The organism is Bacteroides sp. Marseille-P8574 (assembly GCF_902825465.1).
Classification (GTDB): Bacteria; Bacteroidota; Bacteroidia; order Bacteroidales; family Bacteroidaceae; genus Bacteroides; species Bacteroides uniformis.
The window spans coordinates 1,909,492-1,929,059 of record NZ_CADEBE010000001.1 but is presented as its reverse complement, the minus strand read 5'-3'; the positions used below and the strand labels follow the sequence as shown (position 1 = coordinate 1,929,059).

18 protein-coding genes are annotated in these 19,568 nt (G+C 41.1%); 7 read left to right on the top strand and 11 right to left on the bottom strand.

Annotation, left to right across the window (positions count from 1 at the left end):
* Positions 1-10: 10 nt before the first annotated feature.
* Positions 11-1,054, bottom strand: coding sequence for a 4-phosphoerythronate dehydrogenase PdxB (gene pdxB / locus HUX74_RS08380; RefSeq protein ID WP_174646486.1), 1,044 nt, complete (start codon positions 1,052-1,054; stop codon positions 11-13).
* A 46-nt stretch (positions 1,055-1,100) separates the two neighbouring features.
* Positions 1,101-1,316 (bottom strand): hypothetical protein, encoded by a 216-nt coding sequence (locus HUX74_RS08375; RefSeq protein ID WP_254592847.1) that lies wholly within the window; start codon positions 1,314-1,316, stop codon positions 1,101-1,103.
* A gap of 489 nt (positions 1,317-1,805) precedes the next feature.
* Between HUX74_RS08375 and HUX74_RS08370 the strand changes: the two genes are divergently transcribed.
* A complete protein-coding gene (locus tag HUX74_RS08370; protein ID WP_174646484.1) occupies positions 1,806-2,609 on the top strand; it encodes a hypothetical protein in 804 nt (267 codons plus the stop codon).
* A 182-nt stretch (positions 2,610-2,791) separates the two neighbouring features.
* On the opposite strand, the gene HUX74_RS08365 is transcribed toward HUX74_RS08370, so the two are convergent.
* The 4 genes from HUX74_RS08365 to HUX74_RS08350 all read right to left on the bottom strand — a co-directional run bounded on the left by HUX74_RS08365 (position 2,792) and on the right by HUX74_RS08350 (position 6,529).
* Positions 2,792-3,838 (bottom strand): CDP-glycerol glycerophosphotransferase family protein, encoded by a 1,047-nt coding sequence (locus HUX74_RS08365; protein ID WP_129643291.1) that lies wholly within the window; start codon positions 3,836-3,838, stop codon positions 2,792-2,794.
* A gap of 97 nt (positions 3,839-3,935) precedes the next feature.
* On the bottom strand, positions 3,936-4,742 hold the full coding sequence (locus HUX74_RS08360) for a phosphorylcholine transferase LicD (protein WP_129643289.1): 807 nt from the start codon (positions 4,740-4,742) through the stop codon (positions 3,936-3,938).
* 9 nt (positions 4,743-4,751) lie between these two features.
* Complete coding sequence (locus HUX74_RS08355) at positions 4,752-5,483, bottom strand: sugar phosphate nucleotidyltransferase (protein ID WP_016272077.1); 732 nt, start codon at positions 5,481-5,483, stop codon at positions 4,752-4,754.
* Entirely contained in the window at positions 5,480-6,529 is a 1,050-nt protein-coding gene (locus HUX74_RS08350) for a histidinol-phosphate transaminase (protein WP_129643287.1), read from the bottom strand. Before HUX74_RS08350 ends, HUX74_RS08355 begins: the two co-directional genes overlap by 4 nt.
* A gap of 212 nt (positions 6,530-6,741) precedes the next feature.
* Here HUX74_RS08350 and HUX74_RS08345 point away from each other — a divergent pair, with 212 nt between their 5' ends.
* A complete protein-coding gene (locus HUX74_RS08345; protein ID WP_174646483.1) occupies positions 6,742-7,740 on the top strand; it encodes a glycosyltransferase family 9 protein in 999 nt (332 codons plus the stop codon).
* On the opposite strand, the gene hldE is transcribed toward HUX74_RS08345, so the two are convergent.
* From hldE to HUX74_RS08320, 5 genes are all read right to left on the bottom strand, one after another.
* Positions 7,721-9,151 (bottom strand): bifunctional D-glycero-beta-D-manno-heptose-7-phosphate kinase/D-glycero-beta-D-manno-heptose 1-phosphate adenylyltransferase HldE, encoded by a 1,431-nt coding sequence (gene hldE, locus HUX74_RS08340; protein WP_174646482.1) that lies wholly within the window; start codon positions 9,149-9,151, stop codon positions 7,721-7,723. The two genes, HUX74_RS08345 and hldE, sit on opposite strands and share 20 nt — an antisense overlap.
* On the bottom strand, positions 9,148-9,636 hold the full coding sequence (locus HUX74_RS08335) for a D-glycero-beta-D-manno-heptose 1,7-bisphosphate 7-phosphatase (protein WP_174646481.1): 489 nt from the start codon (positions 9,634-9,636) through the stop codon (positions 9,148-9,150). Before HUX74_RS08335 ends, hldE begins: the two co-directional genes overlap by 4 nt.
* Entirely contained in the window at positions 9,629-10,210 is a 582-nt protein-coding gene (gene gmhA, locus HUX74_RS08330) for a D-sedoheptulose 7-phosphate isomerase (protein ID WP_174646480.1), read from the bottom strand. Before gmhA ends, HUX74_RS08335 begins: the two co-directional genes overlap by 8 nt.
* Positions 10,211-10,246: 36 nt before the next feature.
* On the bottom strand, positions 10,247-10,996 hold the full coding sequence (locus HUX74_RS08325) for a lipopolysaccharide kinase InaA family protein (RefSeq protein WP_174646479.1): 750 nt from the start codon (positions 10,994-10,996) through the stop codon (positions 10,247-10,249).
* Between the two features lie 83 nt (positions 10,997-11,079).
* Positions 11,080-12,894, bottom strand: coding sequence for an LTA synthase family protein (locus HUX74_RS08320; protein ID WP_129643279.1), 1,815 nt, complete (start codon positions 12,892-12,894; stop codon positions 11,080-11,082).
* 261 nt (positions 12,895-13,155) lie between these two features.
* On the opposite strand from HUX74_RS08320, the gene HUX74_RS08315 reads away from it, so the two are divergent.
* The 5 genes from HUX74_RS08315 to HUX74_RS08295 all read left to right on the top strand — a co-directional run bounded on the left by HUX74_RS08315 (position 13,156) and on the right by HUX74_RS08295 (position 19,560).
* Positions 13,156-14,220, top strand: coding sequence for a CDP-glycerol glycerophosphotransferase family protein (locus HUX74_RS08315; RefSeq protein WP_117599812.1), 1,065 nt, complete (start codon positions 13,156-13,158; stop codon positions 14,218-14,220).
* A gap of 12 nt (positions 14,221-14,232) precedes the next feature.
* Positions 14,233-15,231 (top strand): glycosyltransferase, encoded by a 999-nt coding sequence (locus HUX74_RS08310; RefSeq protein WP_174646478.1) that lies wholly within the window; start codon positions 14,233-14,235, stop codon positions 15,229-15,231.
* A 20-nt stretch (positions 15,232-15,251) separates the two neighbouring features.
* Positions 15,252-16,229, top strand: coding sequence for a glycosyltransferase family A protein (locus HUX74_RS08305; RefSeq protein ID WP_174646477.1), 978 nt, complete (start codon positions 15,252-15,254; stop codon positions 16,227-16,229).
* Between the two features lie 86 nt (positions 16,230-16,315).
* Positions 16,316-18,574 (top strand): glycosyltransferase, encoded by a 2,259-nt coding sequence (locus HUX74_RS08300; protein ID WP_117964283.1) that lies wholly within the window; start codon positions 16,316-16,318, stop codon positions 18,572-18,574.
* A gap of 68 nt (positions 18,575-18,642) precedes the next feature.
* Complete coding sequence (locus HUX74_RS08295; protein ID WP_117964282.1) at positions 18,643-19,560, top strand: glycosyltransferase; 918 nt, start codon at positions 18,643-18,645, stop codon at positions 19,558-19,560.
* Positions 19,561-19,568 lie beyond the last annotated feature (8 nt).

Sequence of the window (19,568 nt, the reverse complement as noted above, 5' to 3'; positions counted from 1 at the left end):
AATGTATGTGCTACTTTGGGATATAAATGTAAGCATCTTTTTCTCTTCGTAGCGGGTAGTCTCCCCGCAATTTTTCAAATTGTTCGGGATGTGTTTTCAGTGCTTCGCTGTCCCTTCTCGGGTCATACATTTGCAGATATGCTTCTGCCAGGTTGCCGGCGGTAATAATCGGGTTCCGGGGTTGGGGGGGAGCGATGCGGTAGTCGGCTTTGATGTGAAAGAAACGGCAAAGGGCATCCAGGGACATACGGGTGGCATTGGCTTTTCCGTCGGCTGAATAACCGGCTATATGGGGAGTTCCAAGGAACACTCTATTTAATAAGGTAAGATTGATATCAGGCTCATTCTCCCATACATCAATGATGGCATCGGAAATCAGTCCGTCTTCTAAGGCATTCAGGAGCGCATTGGTTTCAATCACCTCTCCACGTGAGGTATTGATAATGACGGGACAGCGTTTTAATGACCGGAAGAAAGTATGGTCTGCCAAATGGAATGTTTTGTATGGCCCTTCCTTATATAAAGGTATGTGGAAGGTGAGGATATCACATTCTGCTGCGAGTGCTTGCAAGGAACTGAAATCGCTCTCTCCTTCCTTGTCTTGCCGGGGCAGGTCATTCTTCAGGACACGCATGCCTAGTTCTTGCCCTACTTGGGCTATTTTGCTACCCACATTGCCTACGCCGATGATGCCTAATGTCAATTCGGACAGTTGTACTCCTTTGAGTTGTTGCAATAATAGTAAGGCTGATTGCACGTATTGAGCTACGGATGCTGAATTGCATCCGGGGGCATTGGTCCAAGCGATGCCTGCTTCACGGCAATATTCCGTATCTATATGGTCGAAGCCTATGGTAGCGGTGGCAATGAAGCGGACTTTACTGCCTTCCAGCAGTTCCTTGTTGCAGCGAGTGCGGGTACGTATAATCAGTGCATCGGCATCTTTTACCAACTCCGGAGTGAAGTCTCTGCCGGGAGTATAAATCACGCTGTCGGCTATTTTTTCGATGGCTTCTTTAATGAAAGGTATTTTGTTGTCAACAATGACTCTCATAATGCTGCTGTTCTTTTCGACGATTTTCCATCGTGCGAAGATACGACTAATCCGTCAAAGTGGCTAAGTAATGCCCGGAAAATAATTTGACTCTTTCCGTTTTTAAGTTTGCATTTCTGCCCTCACCGCTCTCACTCTTTTCTTTAACTTCCCTATTCATCGGCATTGCAGGGGTGGGTGAGAGCAATCGAAAAGGGTGAGGGTAAATTTTGCTCTCACCCGTGTTTTCTTCCGTTCCGCATCCTTCTTTCTTCTGTTGCATCCTTTTCATTCTTTCGTTTTACTTTTGGATTCTTCAGCAGCCCACGTTAGTGAGCCGTGATGTTCACTTGAGTGAACTAAACAGCTCACTAGTGTGGTTGAATTGGTTCATAACAGTGGGCCGATGATGAATAAAGTAGTTTTCGGGAAGGAGATAAGGTGTTTGAAGGATAAAACAATGGGCCAGTACGGATTGAACAATGGGGATGTGCCCGATTCCGTACTTGGTTTTTGTAACAGACAGCAAGTGATTGCTCATTTCAAGTTTCGTACATTGTTGAATTTGCCAGTTAACAAGGTTTTAGTTAACAAGTTTACGAAAGAGGTTACTAATTCCTTGAAGATGGAATTATGTGAATGAATTTTTAGATTATTGAAATTCAGGAATAGTTGTTGATGCATTATTAAAAAATGTGGATGATATCTTTTGCTTGTTTTATAAAATTGGTTATATTTACAAAATATTATTAACAACTTAAAATCAAATGTTATGAAAAGGAAAGAATTTATTGTGCTTGTAATGCTTCCTCTATGGTTGTTCTCTTGTAATCAAGATAATGACTTGTTAGAAAACAACTTTGCTGAGCTGGCTAATTATGATGTGATTGCTGGAAAAGTAACTTCTGAATCAGATAATTTAGGAGATGAAAATGTTATTGGTGTACTTAAGTTTACTTATAAGGGAGAAACTTATGTTTCTGATTGTGTGTTTGGTGATGGGTTTCAAATAAAGGATGAAACTATTAAACGTATCTTTGATGAATTAAATAATATTCCTAATGTAGCTATAGAAATAAAGCCGGACTTGTCTATTGAATTTTATGATTCTAAAGAAGAACTAGATTATGCCTATGAATTGAGAAGACAGTATCCTCTTACGAGAGCGGAGTTTGAGCCCGATGGCTCATATATAAGGAATTTTGAATTGCGGCTTTGGGATCGTGCTAAAGGGCGTAAGAAAGGTGGTCCATATACGCATTTTTATTCGAATGGCATACAAGGAAATCAATCTCCAGCTCCTGTAAGATATGATGAAGCCTATATGACTAGAATAGGGTTTAATAATAATATTTCTTCTTGTCAAATGTGGGGAGAAGTTCATATGACCAATGTCATGGGATGTCTGTCTGGTCAATATAAGAGCGTTAGAGTGACATTCTATGATGGAAATTTTACCGGAAAAACTTTGACTTTTGATGATGTTACTGTGAAGAAAACATATTCAGAAAGAGATTATTTTAGTGGCTTTGGATTTAATGATTTAACAAGCTCTTTTAGCATAAGTTATTATTGATATCACTTTGTGTACATCGTGTACTGTGAATAATTCTTTTTTGTAATAAAAGGCTGTTGTGTTTTTATTGTCAGTTGTTTTTGTTTTAAGCCTTTTATTGTTCTTATTTGGGAATGTGTACATAGAACCTACTGACTAGTCGGAGAGAATTTCAGGCTGGTCAGTATTTCTTGAAGATTTGTTTACCATTTGAAATATTTGAGTTGCCACCTCAACCTTAACTTGCGGAAAATATTAAGGGGCTTTGATTTGATGTGTCCTTGATGATATGTAATGAAATCATCCACTGCCTCTAATACGCGAGCAGAGTTTTTTCCATCGCGGTGACTTTCATGGTAGGAAGTGTATTTTTGAATTTCTTGCATTAGCTCATTCGGATGAGTTAATGCCCTTTCTATTGCGGGACCTACTTCATCTTTTGTTTGCACATCAAGTAGAAAAGGTCCGGGATGGGTGTTGCGGAAAGTTACTACGGGTTTGTCCAGCATCATATATTCTACAATCAGTGAAGAACTATCGCATAATAAGATGTCGCTTTCTCTAAAGGTTTCCAGTCCTTTGTTCACTGAACGGAAATCTATATTTGTATACTTTTCTGCCAGTTTTATGTATTGCTGTCGAAGAATTGCATCGTCCAGTTTAGGATGAAAGGTGATAATCCAATTCCATTCTTTTTCTTTAGCAAGTTTTTCGATGACGGAAGTCATTTCCCAAGCGGAAGATATTCCTTTAGTAAAAGTAGGGGCATAAAGTATAGTTGGTTTTTCTCGGTGGGGTTCTGCTGGCAGTTTTGGATTGAAAAAACTGTCTACTTTGCACCAGCCGGTTTCGTATATCTTGAAATAGCGGTGTTTTTTTTCCAAATAGGTGAAATAGGGTGTACTACTCTTACCTTGTGTACAATATATATCGAACCAACCACGTAAGGTAAAATGGTCGTCAATTTTTTCAATACGTTTCTTCATAGGGTAGCCATGAAAAACTTCTACTTTTACTCCGGGAAAGAAATCATAGACCCAGTTACCAGGAACAAATACAGCAATGGGATTAAAGCGGAACACTTCATCGAACGTCTTTAGCCGAATTTCATGCTTTTCTAATAAATCCGGGCAAGAATCTTCCAAATACCAAGCTACTATGTCACCACGCCGGTGTATTTCTTCTTGCAAAGGGCGCAAGATGCTGTAAGCATAAGTTAACGAGGCAAAAAAAAGGTAATGTTTTTTCATTGCTTTTCTTGTTATAGCTTAAGTTGTATTTAAACAGTGAAGAATACTTGCTGAAAGCAGTTGTTCGTATTTTGGGAGTAAATATAGATATTTGTTTTTAAATAAACTCGCTATATGGATGTTTTAAGTCTAAATAATGAAACTCATGTTGGCGCTGTTCGCCTAATCGGGGTATGGTCATATAATCTCCATATTTTTGTGTAAGGTACTTGTCGTATTTTTCTATACCCCATACTTCTTTTCCTTCAAACATAAACTGAGTTGGCCGACCTACCACTTCTTTAGGCATGATTCCCTTTAGCCCATCATCATAGTCGCATACGAAACGGCTGTTGTCAAAGTCGTGTTTTGTCATTAACTTTCGTATCTTCATCTGGATTTGGGATGAAGTGAATAGTTTACGGCATATTAGTGGAACCCACGAATTGATTCCTTTACCATGTTTGTAGGGGTCACGGTGTATTAGATAGAGTAATTGTTTATATAGCTTATAGTAGGCGAAATGGCAATGTTGCGATAGTTTTCCGGTGGGTACGCCATCCAACGGGAAGATATCTAGATAAACACCTCCTAGCCTAGAGTGCTTGCGCTCGATAAGTGTAGTGCTGGCGTCTTGGATTTTAGCAAAAGGAAAAGGGTATTTGCTATTGTTCTCGGCACAGACCAATTCGTAGGGAACTGGCAACCATTCGGAGGCATGCGCTATCAGTTTGTCGTAATCGGCTCTTGGCATACCTATATCCAAATCATCGTCCCAGGGAATAAATCCTTTGTGACGTATGGCGCCTAATAAAGTGCCTGCCATGATGTAGTATCTTAATTGTTGTTCTTTACATACTCGATCAATAGCAAGCAAAATTTGCAGGATATGGAGTTGTAGAGGGCGGATGTCGTATGTTGCCATAGGGTTTTATTAGTAGAGGTGGGACGGTATTAACTGCTGTGCTTGGTGAAAGTCTTCTACGGTGTCCAGCTCAATTGAGAAAAACTGCGAGGTGTCCGTCGTATAAAAGCTGTATCCTTGTGGGATTAAACGCTCAAATGCCCCTTCATAGAATATGTTATCTAACTTTTCTTGTCGAATCATAACATCCAGTTCTTGAAAAAGGGCATCAGTATATGCTGCTGACATTTTTTCAATGCCTATGGATTCTCCCATTGCTTGACTAATGGAGCAGGTTTTGCTAATTTCAATTATCTTCCCTTCGGCGTCTGCTATGACTTTGATTTCTTCTTCTCCTAGTTTATGCTTGTTGACTGCAAGTGTGTCTGCTTTTTCGGATTGGAGTAATTCCGTGATAACTTTGGGGTCAAAAAGAATATCACTGTCCAAGAGTAGGATGTCTTCTTTTGTTGTCTGCGGGGCAGTAAGCCATAAAGAGTAGATGTTGTTGGTTGATGCATAACGTTCGTTGTATATGAACGTTATGTTTTGTAGTGGATAGCGCTTCTGAAGGAAGTCGATAATCTGCTGCTGGCGATAGCCGGTAACAATGATAAACTCCTTGATATTGTTGCTGATAAGAGCGTCCATAGTGCGTTCTAAAAGACAACGTTTTCCTATTTTGAGGAGGCACTTGGGTTGGGTGTCAGTCAATGGACGAAGACGTGAGGCAATTCCTGCGGCTAAGATAATGGCTTTCATCGTGTGGCAATCTTTTTGATAGTATCAATGACAATACGGTTCTGTTCCGGGCGTCCCAGTGTGATACGTAAATGTGTATTGATGTCCGGTTCGTTCATGAATTTAATTTTGTAGCTTTGTTCTGCAAAGGCCTTCTGTAGAGCCTCTTTCAATTCAATGGGGTATTTGATAAGGATAAAATTGGCTACGGAACGATAGACCTTGAAACCGGGAAGAGAACCGATTTCGGCTTCGTAATGTGTACGGTCTTCGTTCATCATGTGTGCGATGTTACGATAGTGTGTATCTGATTTTAAAGCGGCAATGGCCAAATCCTCGGATATACGATTGTAGCCGAGATATTTATTGCTGTATTTAATGAATCGTTCCAACTCTTTGCTGATGAAGCCGAAGCCCATACGTAATCCCGGCAATCCATAGAATTTGGAAAGGGTGCGTGAGATAATGAGATTTGGATATTTGTTAATTAATTTGCGGATATAAGAGGCATCGGCTGAAACAAAAGAAGCATATGCTTCGTCTACCACTACTGTGGTATATGCTGGAATGTCTGCCAATAATGTATCGAGTTCTTCGGGTGTCAGTCCATTGCCGGTAGGATTATTGGGAGAAGCGATTAAGATGACTTTAGGCTTTTCGTGTTCTACCATCTCTTTTATTGTATGAAAATCATACTTAAAAGTATCTCCATCCTCATAAAGTGGATATTGCAGAGCGCGCCCACTTACTTCATCGGCAATTGATTTATAGTACCACCAGGAAAACTTGGGGATTAATATGGTTTTGTTCGTTTTGTCTTCGGTCAGGAAGTAGTGTACGGCTTGTTTCAGAATGTCTTCGCCTCCATAGCCGAGTAGGATTTGGGATTCTTCTATATTATAAAGTTCTGATAAGAAAACGGATAGTATACTTTTTTTCCCTTCGTCATAGATACGGGTATAAAAGCAAAGTTTTTTCACATCGAAGTTTTTTAAAGCTTCTACCACTTCCTCGGATGGCTGAAAGTTGAACTCATTACGATCTAAAAAGTTTGATTCGTTTTTCATACTATTTTTTGTATTATTTCTTAGGCTTTTAATACCTCTCTTTAAAATTTTACAAAGATAAAGATATTATTTAGGAGTGGCAAGAAAATGGGATATAACTGATAATATACATTAGTAGGCAATGTTATATGGCATCTTTTTTACAGTCTGGTTTGTTTTTTCGTTGTTAACGCTTACTTTTGTGCCGAATCAGCAATTCTAATAAATTTGTTATGACCAAATTCTTAATTATCCGTTTCAGCTCGATAGGGGATATTATCCAGTGTATGGGAATTATCGGTGGAATACGTGAACGGTTTGCAGATGTGGAAATTCATTGGATTACCCGGAAAGATATGGTGGGGACCTTGTCGATGGATGGCAGGATTGATAAAATTTGGGCGTTTGACAAGGAGACCGGACTTGCCGGATTGTTGAAAATGGCGGCTGATTTGAGAAAAGAGCATTTCGACTACATTTATGACGCTCATAGTAATATCCGTTCCAACATATTGAAGCTGATAGTGTCTCCATTGCCTTTTGTGAAACCTTACGTTGCTCTGCGGAGCAAAGAGAGAGGCAAACGCTTTTTGTTGTTTAAACTGGGAATCAATCATTTCGACAAGCCTTTCAGGGGGATGGTGTCTTTTCAGAAACCATTGAAGAAATGGGGAATTACGCATTTTCCAGACAACTATCACGACTGGTGTTTCCCGGATGAAATACGTAGCAAGTATGAGAACTTTGTAACCAAAGATATGGTTACGCTGGTGCCGTCTGCCAACTGGGAAATGAAACGCTGGCCCGTTTCCTATTGGAAAGAATTGGTTGCCCTTCTTTCTGAGTATAGATTTGTTATTCTGGCTGGTCCGAAGGATACTTTCTGTGAGGAAATCAGAAGTGCTGCACCGGAACGGGTAGTTAACCTTGCGGGACAAACCTCATTGATGGAATCTTCTTACATAGTGTTGCGTTCCAATCTGGTAATCAGCGCTGATACGGGTTTTATGCATGCCGCTGATTTGTTCCGTGTTCCTGCTTTTGCCTTGATGGGACCTACAGCCTTCGGTTTCCCTACGGGACCTACGGTGGAAATACTCGAAACAGCCCTGCCTTGCCGTCCGTGCACCAAAGACGGACGGGGTAAATGCAAGCTGGCTGTTTATCAGAAGTGTATGGTGGATATTACCCCCCAACAAGTCGCTGAAAAGATTATTGCTTCTCTTGGTTGATGGCGCCTATCGTCTTTGTAGTGGAATAACCGTCTACGAAAGGGATAGTTACTGTTTCTTGGGCGTACTCCCTGCCTACAATGTTTTCTATGGCATAGTCGCCACCTTTTACCAACACGTCCGGTGCAACTGTCTTGATGAGATTCAGAGGGGTGTCTTCCGTAAAAATCACTACGTAGTCCACTGCTTCCAAGGCTGCCAGGACTGTGGAACGGGCGTTTTCATCATTGATGGGGCGCGATTCCCCTTTCAGACGTTTTACTGAGCTGTCCGAATTCAATCCTACGATAAGTACGTCCCCCAGTCTTTTGGCCTTTTCCAGATAGCACACGTGTCCTTTGTGCAGAATGTCGAAGCAGCCGTTTGTGAATACGATTTTGCGCTCCTGCGCACGCAGTTGTTTTATAGTATCTGCAAGTTGGGGAATAGGAATAAGTTTGCTGGCCGGTTTCCCGATTTGTAGCTCGTCCTGCAACTCTTTGAACAGAATGGGGCTGGTGCCTATTTTCCCGACTACAATGCCGGCCGCTTTATTGGCAAGATAAATGGCATCTGCAATAGGGATACCGGCTGCCAGCGCAGCTGCTAAAGTTGCCACGACAGTATCGCCTGCACCTGAAACGTCATATACTTCCCTTGCTTCGGTAGGAATGTCTTGTGAGACTTCCGGAGCTATATATGACATCCCTTTTTCGGAACGTGTCACTAATAGAGAAGTAAGGTTATACTCCTTCAGTATCCGGTCTGCCGCGCTATGGATTTCTTTATCCTCATTTCTCACATCCATTCCCGAAACGGCTGAAAGTTCTTTTAGATTGGGGGTGATGATGGTTGCGGAACGGTATTTCTCCCAATTTGTCCCTTTGGGGTCTATAATGACTTTCTTCCCTTGCCCGGCAGAGGCGGATATAACCTGCTGGCATACTGTATCATTGCATACTCCCTTGCCATAATCCGAAATCACGACAATGTCCACTTCGGGGAGTGCACGCTTCACGGCATCCAGCAATTTCTGCTCAGTCTCTTCGTTCAGGCATTCATTTTCTGTTTCAAAGTCCAGCCGTACTACTTGCTGGCTGTTGCCTATTACGCGGGTTTTGGTGATGGTTGGGTGTTCTGTATGAAACAGTTCGTTTCTGATACCCAAATCAGCAAACATCTCCTGCATTGTGTTTCCGTTGTGGTCGTTGCCAAGCAGGCTGACGACATACGGCGAGCAACCCAATCCCAACAGATTTCTTGCAACATTGGCCGCTCCTCCCAATACATTGTAGGTGCGGGTGACACGGACCACTGGTACGGGGGCTTCGGGAGAAATCCTTTTCACGTCCCCTATATGGTAAGTATCCAGCATCACGTCTCCGATAACGAGTACCTTCTTTCCCTTTATACTGTTCAATTCTGTATTCATAATAGGTTGTTTTTTAATTGGTTGGCCCAATATAGAAGTGAGTGCTCAGAGGTGACCCGGAAGGACTTGACACCACTTCTTTCGCCGCATTCCGTATCCGATTTCTTATCTCCGAACATATAGGATTGGGATGGGTCGATTTCATATTTCTTCATCGATTCCGTCACCATGAAAGGAGAAGGCTTACGGCATTCGCAATGTTCTTCCGGAGTGTGAGGGCAAGTATAGAAATCATTCAGTATAACTCCATGTTTCTCCAGCTCTTGGGCGAGTGCCCGGTTGAACTGTTCGGCGTCCTCCAACGTAAAGTAGCCACGTCCAATACCGGATTGGTTCGTGATGACAATCAGCAGATAACCCAATTCCTGAAAAATACGGAGTGCTTCGGCTACACCGGGCAATAATTCAAGCTCTTGGGTCTTGTAAACGTAGCCGAAATCAACATTGATGGTACCGTCCCGATCGAGGAAAATCGCTTTATTCATGGGAGAACAGTTTTTTGTCAACGATACCGCACAAGATATGTCCGATAGTTATGTGCACTTCTTGAATCCTGGCAGATTCGGCGTGCTGTATAATCAACGGGTAATTGCAAAGTTCCTTGCACCTTCCTCCATCCCTTCCCAGGAGCCCTATGGTGGTGATGCCCATAGATTGTGCCTTCTGCAAGGCATGCTCTACGTTGGGAGAGTTGCCGCTGGTAGAAAGGCCTATCAGAATATCACCTTTCGTTCCCAAGGCTGCTGTCTGCCGTTCGAAGACGCGTTCGAAGCCATAATCATTGCTGACTGCGGTCAGGATGGAAGTGTCGGTTGTCATGGCGATGGCGGGCAGGCCTTCCCGTTCGGTCACGAAACGTCCGACGAGTTCGGCAGCGATATGCTGGGCATCGGCTGCACTGCCGCCGTTACCGCAAAGCAAGACTTTGTGCCCTTGTCGAAGGGCTTGTACTATCAGATTGCCGACAGTTTCAATGTCGGCAAGCATTTGCCGGTTGTTCAGGATATTTTCTTTGAGCCTGATACCTTCTTGGATGGACTGGGTGATATAATCTTGCATAATTTTCTAATCTCGTTGGTACAAAGATACGACATTTCAGAAATGAAGCTTGCTTTTGACGAAATTTTTAAATTGTCTTTGCTTTCTCCATTTCAGTCTGCTGAAGAGAGTGAAGAATATGCATTCTTCAATATCGAATCCTCTTTGCTCGGCATATAGAGGTATTATTTTCATGAAGTCATCGGCGGGAATACCCAGTTGGCTGAAGGCATTCATGGACATTCTGATACCGGGCACTTTACCGAGCTTCAGGCGGTTGATGTCAATGAGGGCGAAGTGATATTTGCCGTTTGTCTTCCGGTAAAATATATTCTTGGGATTATAGTCCAGAGGCAAGACCTTGTTCAGATGTAATTGGAGAGTGAAGTCTACGAGGTCATGTCTTAGCCGTTTTTTCTCTTCTTCCTCCATTTCCGTACCGAGCATATCCGTTACAAGCGGGTAGGGGAGGTATTCGGAAATAAAGTATCCGGTGTGGAAGAAACCATTCTTTTTGATTTCTATATAAGCTACCGGAGGGGCGGTCTCTATTCCCCGTTGCAGAAAAAGTTCTGCATATTCAAAGGCGCGCTGCGCTTTGCTTTTGCGAAACCAAGTGTAAATGAGGCAGTTTATGAGGGCAGGCCTTTTGTATTTCTTGATTACGAAGTCCTTGTCTCCGAACCGCACTCTTTCGACAGTGTTTCTTCGGTTACAATAAACCTCTTCCCGTTCATATTCTTCCGATGGGATGGCTCGGATATAACTCTCGTAGGCGGCATAATGCGGATGAATATGTACCTTCATTGTTTTTATTTACATTTTACTTCTTTTGAACGGTGCAAAGATAGTGCAAACCGAAAGCAGAACAAAATGAACTTGTTCATTTTTTATTTTGAGGTGCCGCCTATCTTCGCTTTTGAGCAAAGATAATCAAAATGTATCATCTGGTCGGAAATATCGTATGCTTTTTTGGCGAACTCGGCTTCCGCCGGGGTGGGCTCTTCACCTACCACCTCCATTTGGGGGCTGATGGCGAACCCTTTCTTGCATGGGTCGAGGATACTTTGGCCCAATCCGCTCCAGTAGTAATCATCCAGTTGGAGCAGGTTCAGCAGGGTGGGGTACATGTCGATTTGTCCCATCACTTTATCATAACGCATGCCTACCGGAGAATTTACTATGATGAAAGGGGTGAATGTCTTGTCGGATACGATGCCCTTGCCACCGGGTGCGTTGCACAGTTCTTCACGGTAGGTAGCCAGTCCTTCGTGGTCACCGGTGATGACGATAAGGGTCTCGTCGTATTGTGGTAGTGTTTTCAGGTACTCCACGAATTTTCCTATCGCCTTGTCCGTATAGCGTGCGGTGGTCATGTAGTCATTCATTTTCTGCGGAATGGCCGGAGAGAAATGAATCTCTTTCAATTCTTCTGGCAATTTGAAGGGAGCATGGCCGGAGTAGGTCACCAGCTGCATGTAAACATTCTCCCCCTTCTTCCAGATTTCCCCCTTCTCTATTTTTTGGCGGCATTGCGCCAGGAAGGAGCCGTCTCCGGTACGTTTGTGCGTGCCAAAGGCTTCTGTCAGTTCAAAGTCATGATAAGCAATGATGGTGTCGGTCCCGAAACTGTAGGCTATGACGCCTTGGTTCCAGGTCGATACTTTATCAATGGTCAGGAGGTAGTTGCGCGAGTTCTTCTGCTGATGCATGGCTTTCTGCAGGGTTCCGTAGGTGTGGTCAGGATATTGGCTGCTGTATGTGCCGCTGTTGATAGGCAGCATACCGGCGCAAAGCAACAGCTGTGCATCAATGGAGCGCCCTCCTTTCACTTGCGTTAGTACGTGGGGAGCGTATAAGGTGGTGGAGTCTTGCAGCAGTTTGTTGAGATATGGAGTAATCTCTTGCCCTTCCACTTCCCTTTCGAGTACCCAGCTTTCCAGAGATTCTGCCAGGATGACGATGCAGTTGTTGCGGATTCCGATACGTCCGGCCAAAGGGTGATGTCCGGGTTTCTGGCTCAGCCACTCCTTTATCTCTTGCTGTATCTGTGGGGTGGCCTCCTGCTTCTGGTTGATGAGGTCATAGCATAGGCTTCCGAAGACGGTATACATGGAAGTGGTGCTTGCACACAGATAGGCTTTCTGGCGGACGGTGTTGTATGCTTCCTTGAATCCTCCTTTGGCCAGGGTGGTGATGGCAAACAGCAGGATACCGATTCCCAAAGCCCCTCCGTAATACTTGTATGATGTTCTTCCGGCGGTATTTCTTTTGTAATGCCAATAAAGGGGGATACTGGCAATGGTAGATAGAGGGAAGAAGATGTCGTACCAGCGGAAAGAGTCATAAACGCTTCCGGTGAAATCGGCTAGGTTTCCAGAAAGTCCATAGCTGTTAAGTGGAATGGCAGTATAGTAGGTGCGGAAATACATCAGGTTGACAATCAGTAGTATATCCAGCAAAAGCATGATGACTATCTCTGTTTTCCAGAACCGGAAGAACTTATAGGGGACGAGAAGTACGAGGGTGGCTATTATTTTGGTCGCATAAAATTCGATGGTAGAGAATGAAGCGAATGTGGTGGGTATGCTCCAGATGAAATCGAATAGCAGGAATTTGAAAAAAATGGTGATTCCGAATAAAAGAGTCACTTTATCTGTTGCTCCTTGTTGGCTGTTGGAGCAATGAAAAAGATTTCTTCTCATAAAATAGTACTTTTAAAATAGTGGGGTGCAAAGATAGATATTTTAGAGAAGAAAAAGCTTCATAAACAGCAACTTTTGGAGAAAAGTTGATAAAAGTCATTTTTTTTTCTGGATTGATGCAGTATATGCAGAATTCTTGTATTTACTTTGCAGACGTTTAAAGCAAAGAAAGCAAAACTGTTACAAACTAAGGGCTGAATTTTATTGTTCTATTGGTAAAATGAGGTGACGATTGTGTCGTTGCCGTGATATTTTGAGTGTATGAAGAAGCATTATTTATTTTTCGTTTCGGTAGCCTATTCCTATCCTATACTTCGCCCGCTTCAGGACGAAATCAGGCGTAGAGGGGATGATGTTGCATGGTTTATCGAGTCAGACTGCCCGGTTCTGTTGGCCCAGGATGAGAGGTGGCTTCAATCCGTCCAGGAAGTGATGGATTATCAGCCTATTGCTGTTTTTGCACCGGGCAATTATATTTATGATTTCTTCCCGGGAGTGAAAGTCTCCCTTTTCCATGGCTACCCCATCAATAAGCGTGGCGATGAAAAGGATGACCATTTTTCTGTTCGCGGATGGTTCGATGTCTATTGCACACAAGGAGAAACGAGCACTCTTCCCTTCAAGGAGCTTGAGAGGAAATACGGCTTCTTTAAGGTATATGAAACTGGCTGGTGCAAGGCGGATACTTTCGTGAAGGAACGTGCACATACTCCTCATAATGCACGTCCGGTAGTCTTGTACTCTTCTACGTTTACCAAAAATATAACTTCTGCTCCTCATCTGTTTGATACCATCAAGAGACTGGTACGCGAGAAGAACTGGGATTGGATTATTTCGTTCCATCCGAAATTTTCGGATATGGAAGTCCTCAAGAAATACAAGGAACTGGCCGCTTCCTGCCCCAATATTACTTTCCACGAGAGTGGACTTGTTGATGCCAAGCTGCTGAACAGTGCGGATGTATTGTTGTCCGATGCTTCGTCTGTGATTGTTGAGGCGATGATGTTGGACAAACCGGTTGTGACCTATTGTAACACCATGCCAGGGGATCATTTGCTGAATGTCACTGAGACGGATGCTGTAGAAGGAGCGATAGAAAAGGCCATTTCCCGTCCGGCAGAACTGATGGAGCGGATGCGTGCCTACGTGCACAAGCATGAGGCGCATCTGGACGGTGAGTCCTCTTCACGGGTACTGGATGCCGTAAACAACTACATCTGGTATTTTCAAGGTAAGACCAGAACCAAGCCTTGGAATCTGGTACGTAAGTTTAAATTGCGATGGCGGGTGGGCTATCCGTTGATGGCCACTTTGCGGTTGTGGTAATTGTTGCGGCTTATGGAGAACGCTGAATCATTGCCTCTGATAAGTATTATTGTACCGGTCTATAATGTGAAGGATTATCTGAGTAAATGCCTGCAGTCCATTTGCGGGCAGACTTATAAGAATCTGGAAATAATATTGATTGACGATGGCTCTTCCGATGGTTCGGGAGAGCTTTGTGATTTATTTGCCCAAAGGGATGGGCGGATAAAAGTTATCCATCAGGCAAATGCAGGTCAGAGTGCAGCTAGGAATAGAGGTTTGGCGGTAGCTCAAGGTGAATTCCTTGGTTTCGTGGATAGCGACGACTGGATTGAACCGGATATGTACGAATTTTTGTACTGCTTGCTGAAGGAAAATGAGGCGGATATATCCATTTGCTCACATTGCCGGGACAAGGATGGGAGAAGTGTGGCGAAGTATGCTTCGGGAAAGCAGTTTGTGTTTACTCGTGACGAGGGTATCCGTGCACTGGCAGTAGATAAACATATAAGGAACTATGTTTGGGATAAATTATATAAGCGTTGCTTATTCTCTGATATAGCTTTTCCGCTCAATCGTATTTTTGAAGACATAGCTATCTCTTATCAAGTATTTTATAAAGCAGAAAATATTGTGATGCGAGATCTTCCTAAATACCACTATGTTATTCGAGAAGGAAGTGCTATGCAGGGTAAGTATAATCCCCAGAAAGAGTATCAATTGTTTTTGGCTGTATGTGAGCAGAATGATTTTATCCTTGCAAAGGGAATTTGGGATAGATCCCCTATATTTGTTATTCAGAGAGGATTGCATTTAATAGATCATATCCAGTTAGTGGAACGTTCTTTTGCGGCAGAAGATATTGTAAATAAGGTGCTTTTTGAAATACATAAGTACGATAGGTTTAGCTGGCGGCATATTGGAATATCTTGTGCGATAAAGCGTTGGATGATTTGTAATCATTTATTTTTATACCGCGGTATATATCATTTTTTCAGGTTAGTATTTAAATCAAAGCGGCATCGCTTTTGAAATGAATTTTGATAATAGTGATGAATAAAAAGCCATTAGTAAGCGTTATTGTACCTAATTATAATTATGCTCGTTTCCTGGAACAACGTATGGAGACGTTATTATGTCAAACGTATAAAAATATTGAGGTTATACTTTTGGATGATGCGTCTACTGATGAAAGTTTGGAAATAATAAAGTTATATCAACATAATTCCCGTGTTTCTCATGTAGAGATAAACACTTGTAATTCCGGTACTCCTTTTATTCAGTGGGCTAACGGATTGGCTTTAGCTCGTGGTAAGTATGTTTGGATCGCTGAAAGTGATGATTACTCAGAACTTTCTTTTTTAGATATGGCAGTTCCTTTAATGGAAGAAAATGAAGATGCTGCTTTATGTTTTGTGGGAAGCTTCTGTGTGGATGAATTTGGGAATAAAATTGGGATTGATCATGATAGATGGGGAAAAAAACAGTATTCTTGCAAAAAAGGATATAAGGTTTTTAATGGAAATGATTATCTCTTGTATAATATGTATTGGCGCTGTTATATATACAATGCAAGTGGGGTCCTTTTTAGACGTGATTTTGCGGAGACGGTGGATAAGACAAAATATTGTTCTATGAGATCCAGTGGAGACTGGCTGTTTTGGATTGAGATGATGCGTCAAGGAAAGGTGATTGAGATATATAAAAAGTTGAATTTTTTTAGATATCATCAATCTACTTCGATGAAAGCGAAAAAGGCGGGTATTGCTTTGGAAGAGGATTTTGAGATTATAAAACAAATGGAAAAATATCTACCTCAACTAACTTTTTATAAAAGAACGCTAAGGCGTGGTGTCTTTTATAAAAAAATAAAGAGAGCTGATGTTGACCCTATGATAAGGCTTTCTTTATTTAATAGATTGAAAGAGGATTTAGGAGGTGGGTTTGGCGCATATGTAATAGAAAGAATTAATAGGTATTTAAGTTTCTTTTTACCTTGTTTATGTACGGAACAAAGGGAACGCTTGTGATTTTAGGCAGTTGCTTGAATCTTTTAAACGATTGTGGTATAATTTAAGTATTGTGACATAAATAGACTATATAAAATTTGACTGTTATGAATGGAAATAAGATTACCTTTTGGAGACGTAAATTTTTGTCATTTATATATGAGAAGAAGATTCGTGGAAATGGTATATACACTATTGAAAAATATAGAATACTGAAAGTAACTTTGCTTAAAAAGGTGATTTCTTATGATGAAGTTAATTTTACATATTTAAAATTCCTTCATTTTACTAGGAAAGTTTCAGAAAAAGAACTATTGTTTAAAGTGAATAATCGTTGTTTTGATGTTCTTGATATTCCTTTGGATCAGGATAGTTTACCTTTAGTTAGTATTATTGTTCCAAATTATAATCATGCTCTATATTTAAGAGAACGTTTGGATTCAATTTATAGCCAAACGTATAAAAAGTTTGAGGTAATTCTATTGGATGATGCATCTTCTGATAATAGTGTTGAAATATTGACTGAATATGCTCAGAAATATCCACAAAAAACCCGTTTAATAGTCAATGAGAAGAATTCGGGAAAAGTTTTTGCTCAATGGAATAAGGGATTGAGTTTGGCCAAAGGAGAGTATATATGGATAGCTGAAAGTGATGATTATTGTGATAAAGGTTTTTTAAAAGAAGTACTTTTAGGGTTGCGCCACCAATCGGTAATGCTTTCCTTTGCAAGGAGTGTATTCATGAAAGATGGTAAAAAAATATGGTCAATAGAGAGATATCTAAAGGATTCGTCAATATCTTGGAATGCTCCTTTTGTTATGTCGGCTCACATGCTTGTGAATAAGGCTTTTGGGATTAAAAATGTAGTCCCAAATGTCAGTAGTGCGGTTTTTAGAAATGTGGGTACTATACCTGATGAGATTACTGCTATCTGGAAAGATATGTCCTTATGTGGTGATTGGTTATTTTATCTATGGTTGATTCGAGGAGGAGCTGTCAGCTATACTAATAAAGTGACCAATTATTATAGAATACATGAGAATAGTACTTCATTGAAAGTTCAAGATACATTGGATTATTATATTGAAACTTTTCGTGTTTCTTGTTTTGTAGCCCAGAACTATGCAGTAGATTTATCGATTTTTGATACTGTTAAGAATAACTTAGTACGGCATTGTATAGATAGAAAACATGAAAACAAGGTAGAGGAGGTTGAGAGAATATACGATCTTAATCAGATAAAAGAGTGTGCAAAATGTCGGCGTCCGAATGTTGCTATTTGCGGCTATTCTTTAATTCAAGGTGGGGGAGAGGTATTTCCCATTTATTTGGCAAATGAATTGAAAAAGCAGGGGATAGCAGTAACTTTTGTTGATTTTAGAAGAGCAAATTATGACGAAGGAATCAGGAAAAAACTGGATAGAGATATACCATTAATCGAACTTAGTGACGTTAAATTCTTTAATGGTGTAATTTCTGCTCTTGGAACGGAGATCGTTCATACTCATGAAGGGACTGTGGATTACTTTGTAGCTCGCGTTATAAGGAATAAGGAAGGTGCTTGTAAGCATATTATTACACTTCATGGTATGTATGAAGCTATTTCTAAAAAGAACTTGGATGGAATATTGGAGTTTGTGATCCCAAGCTGTTCTTGTTTTGTATATATTGCTGATAAAAACTTGCTTCCGTTTAAGGGCCTATTTCAAAACTTGCAATTTCGGAAAATAGGAAATGGGCTTCCGCAAATACCTATTGTTCCCCACAAAAGACTTGAGTTGGGTATTGAAGAAAATGCTTTTTGTTTGACATTGGTTAGTAGAGCTATTTTTGAGAAAGGCTGGATAGAAGCGATAGAGGCTGTAAAAATAGCAAGGAGGAAGTCAGAGCGACCGATTCATTTGATATTGATTGGGGAAGGAGAATGTTATGACTTTTTAAAAGGTAAAAACCTTCCTTCTTATATTCATTTGCTGGGACGCAAAAGTGATGTCAGGAATTATTTTGCTATGTCTGATGTGGGATTGTTACCTTCTCGGTTCAAGGGTGAGAGTTTCCCTTTAGTTGTGATAGAAAGTTTGATGAGTGGTTCTCCAGTCGTGGCGAGTGATATAGGAGAAGTTCGTAATATGTTGGCTGATGAAGCTGGTAATATGGCTGGTATGTTATTTAAACTTAGGGAGGGTGAAATACCAGTTGATGAATTGGCGCAGATTATTTTGCTTTTGGCTACAGATAATGAAAAGTACATGCAGTTGAAGAGGCGGACTAGTGAGGTTACTAAAAAAATGAATATTACTCATACTGCAGAACGGTATATTGGTGTGTATAATGAAGCCTTGAATACTTTGCCAAAGGAATGAAGTTGTAGTAGTAAGCCTATGATAGAAGCATTTTGACTGCTTTATATGATTAATTGTTATAACTAAAGATGGAGAAAAAACTGGCAATAATTATACCTGCTTATAAAGCTCGTTTTTTGAGAGAAACTCTGGATTCAATACTTAAGCAGAATAGTTCAGAATTTATTGTATATGTGGGTGATGATGCGAGTCCGGAGAATATAGAAGGGCTTGTCCATGATTATGATGAGAAGTTAGATATTGTTTACCATCGGTTTAGTACGAATCTTGGAGGCGTAGATTTGCCTGGGCAGTGGGATAGATGTATTGCTTTATCCAATGAGCCGTTGGTTTGGCTTTTTTCTGATGATGATATAATGCCGTTTGATGGGGTTAAAAGAGTAATGCAGGCTGTTGGGAAATATGGAGATAAGCTGGTGTGTATGCGTTTCCCTTTAATGGTAATAGATGCTTGTGGTAACATGAAATATCAGAATCCTCCTTTTGAAACGGAACGGATTTCTGGATATGAGTTTTTATTGGATAAGTTATCAGGAAAGATTAGTTCGGCTGCTTGTGAGTATGTTTTTAGCCGTGATGTTTGGAAACAAATAAAAGGTTTTGTGAAGTTTCCGTTTGCATGGTGTTCGGATGATGCTACTTGGGCAAGTTTTGCCGATTTAACAGAAGGAATTATTTCTCTACCTGGGAGGGCTGTGTGTTGGCGAAATGTAGAAGGTGAGAATATTAGTAATTCTGTAGGTTTTGATAAGGAAAAGCTTAGAGCAACAGGCCTTTTTTTTAATTGGATAAACAGACATTATCCTTGCAATCTTAGAGATGCTAGATTGAGAAAAGCTTTAGAAGCTTATACTCATACGATTTTGTCTTGCTCAGTTCGTGGTAACTTCAGTTTGTGTGATCTTGTCCGTTTATGTTATGCTCTTGGTAAAATAGATTATGTTGCCGCTTTACACGTGGCGTATCGCCATTTGTTGAAAAAATGAGTTTTTGA

Bases quoted from the DNA above. Each gene is read 5' to 3' on its own strand.
- pdxB (WP_174646486.1), bottom strand. From the start codon at position 1,054: ATGAGAGTCATTGTTGACAACAAAATACCTTTCATTAAAGAAGCCATC.
- HUX74_RS08375 (WP_254592847.1), bottom strand. From the start codon at position 1,316: ATGCAACAGAAGAAAGAAGGATGCGGAACGGAAGAAAACACGGGTGAG.
- HUX74_RS08370 (WP_174646484.1), top strand. From the start codon at position 1,806: ATGAAAAGGAAAGAATTTATTGTGCTTGTAATGCTTCCTCTATGGTTG.
- HUX74_RS08365 (WP_129643291.1), bottom strand. From the start codon at position 3,838: ATGAAAAAACATTACCTTTTTTTTGCCTCGTTAACTTATGCTTACAGC.
- HUX74_RS08360 (WP_129643289.1), bottom strand. From the start codon at position 4,742: ATGGCAACATACGACATCCGCCCTCTACAACTCCATATCCTGCAAATT.
- HUX74_RS08355 (WP_016272077.1), bottom strand. From the start codon at position 5,483: ATGAAAGCCATTATCTTAGCCGCAGGAATTGCCTCACGTCTTCGTCCA.
- HUX74_RS08350 (WP_129643287.1), bottom strand. From the start codon at position 6,529: ATGAAAAACGAATCAAACTTTTTAGATCGTAATGAGTTCAACTTTCAG.
- HUX74_RS08345 (WP_174646483.1), top strand. From the start codon at position 6,742: ATGACCAAATTCTTAATTATCCGTTTCAGCTCGATAGGGGATATTATC.
- hldE (WP_174646482.1), bottom strand. From the start codon at position 9,151: ATGAATACAGAATTGAACAGTATAAAGGGAAAGAAGGTACTCGTTATC.
- HUX74_RS08335 (WP_174646481.1), bottom strand. From the start codon at position 9,636: ATGAATAAAGCGATTTTCCTCGATCGGGACGGTACCATCAATGTTGAT.
- gmhA (WP_174646480.1), bottom strand. From the start codon at position 10,210: ATGCAAGATTATATCACCCAGTCCATCCAAGAAGGTATCAGGCTCAAA.
- HUX74_RS08325 (WP_174646479.1), bottom strand. From the start codon at position 10,996: ATGAAGGTACATATTCATCCGCATTATGCCGCCTACGAGAGTTATATC.
- HUX74_RS08320 (WP_129643279.1), bottom strand. From the start codon at position 12,894: ATGAGAAGAAATCTTTTTCATTGCTCCAACAGCCAACAAGGAGCAACA.
- HUX74_RS08315 (WP_117599812.1), top strand. From the start codon at position 13,156: ATGAAGAAGCATTATTTATTTTTCGTTTCGGTAGCCTATTCCTATCCT.
- HUX74_RS08310 (WP_174646478.1), top strand. From the start codon at position 14,233: ATGGAGAACGCTGAATCATTGCCTCTGATAAGTATTATTGTACCGGTC.
- HUX74_RS08305 (WP_174646477.1), top strand. From the start codon at position 15,252: ATGAATAAAAAGCCATTAGTAAGCGTTATTGTACCTAATTATAATTAT.
- HUX74_RS08300 (WP_117964283.1), top strand. From the start codon at position 16,316: ATGAATGGAAATAAGATTACCTTTTGGAGACGTAAATTTTTGTCATTT.
- HUX74_RS08295 (WP_117964282.1), top strand. From the start codon at position 18,643: ATGGAGAAAAAACTGGCAATAATTATACCTGCTTATAAAGCTCGTTTT.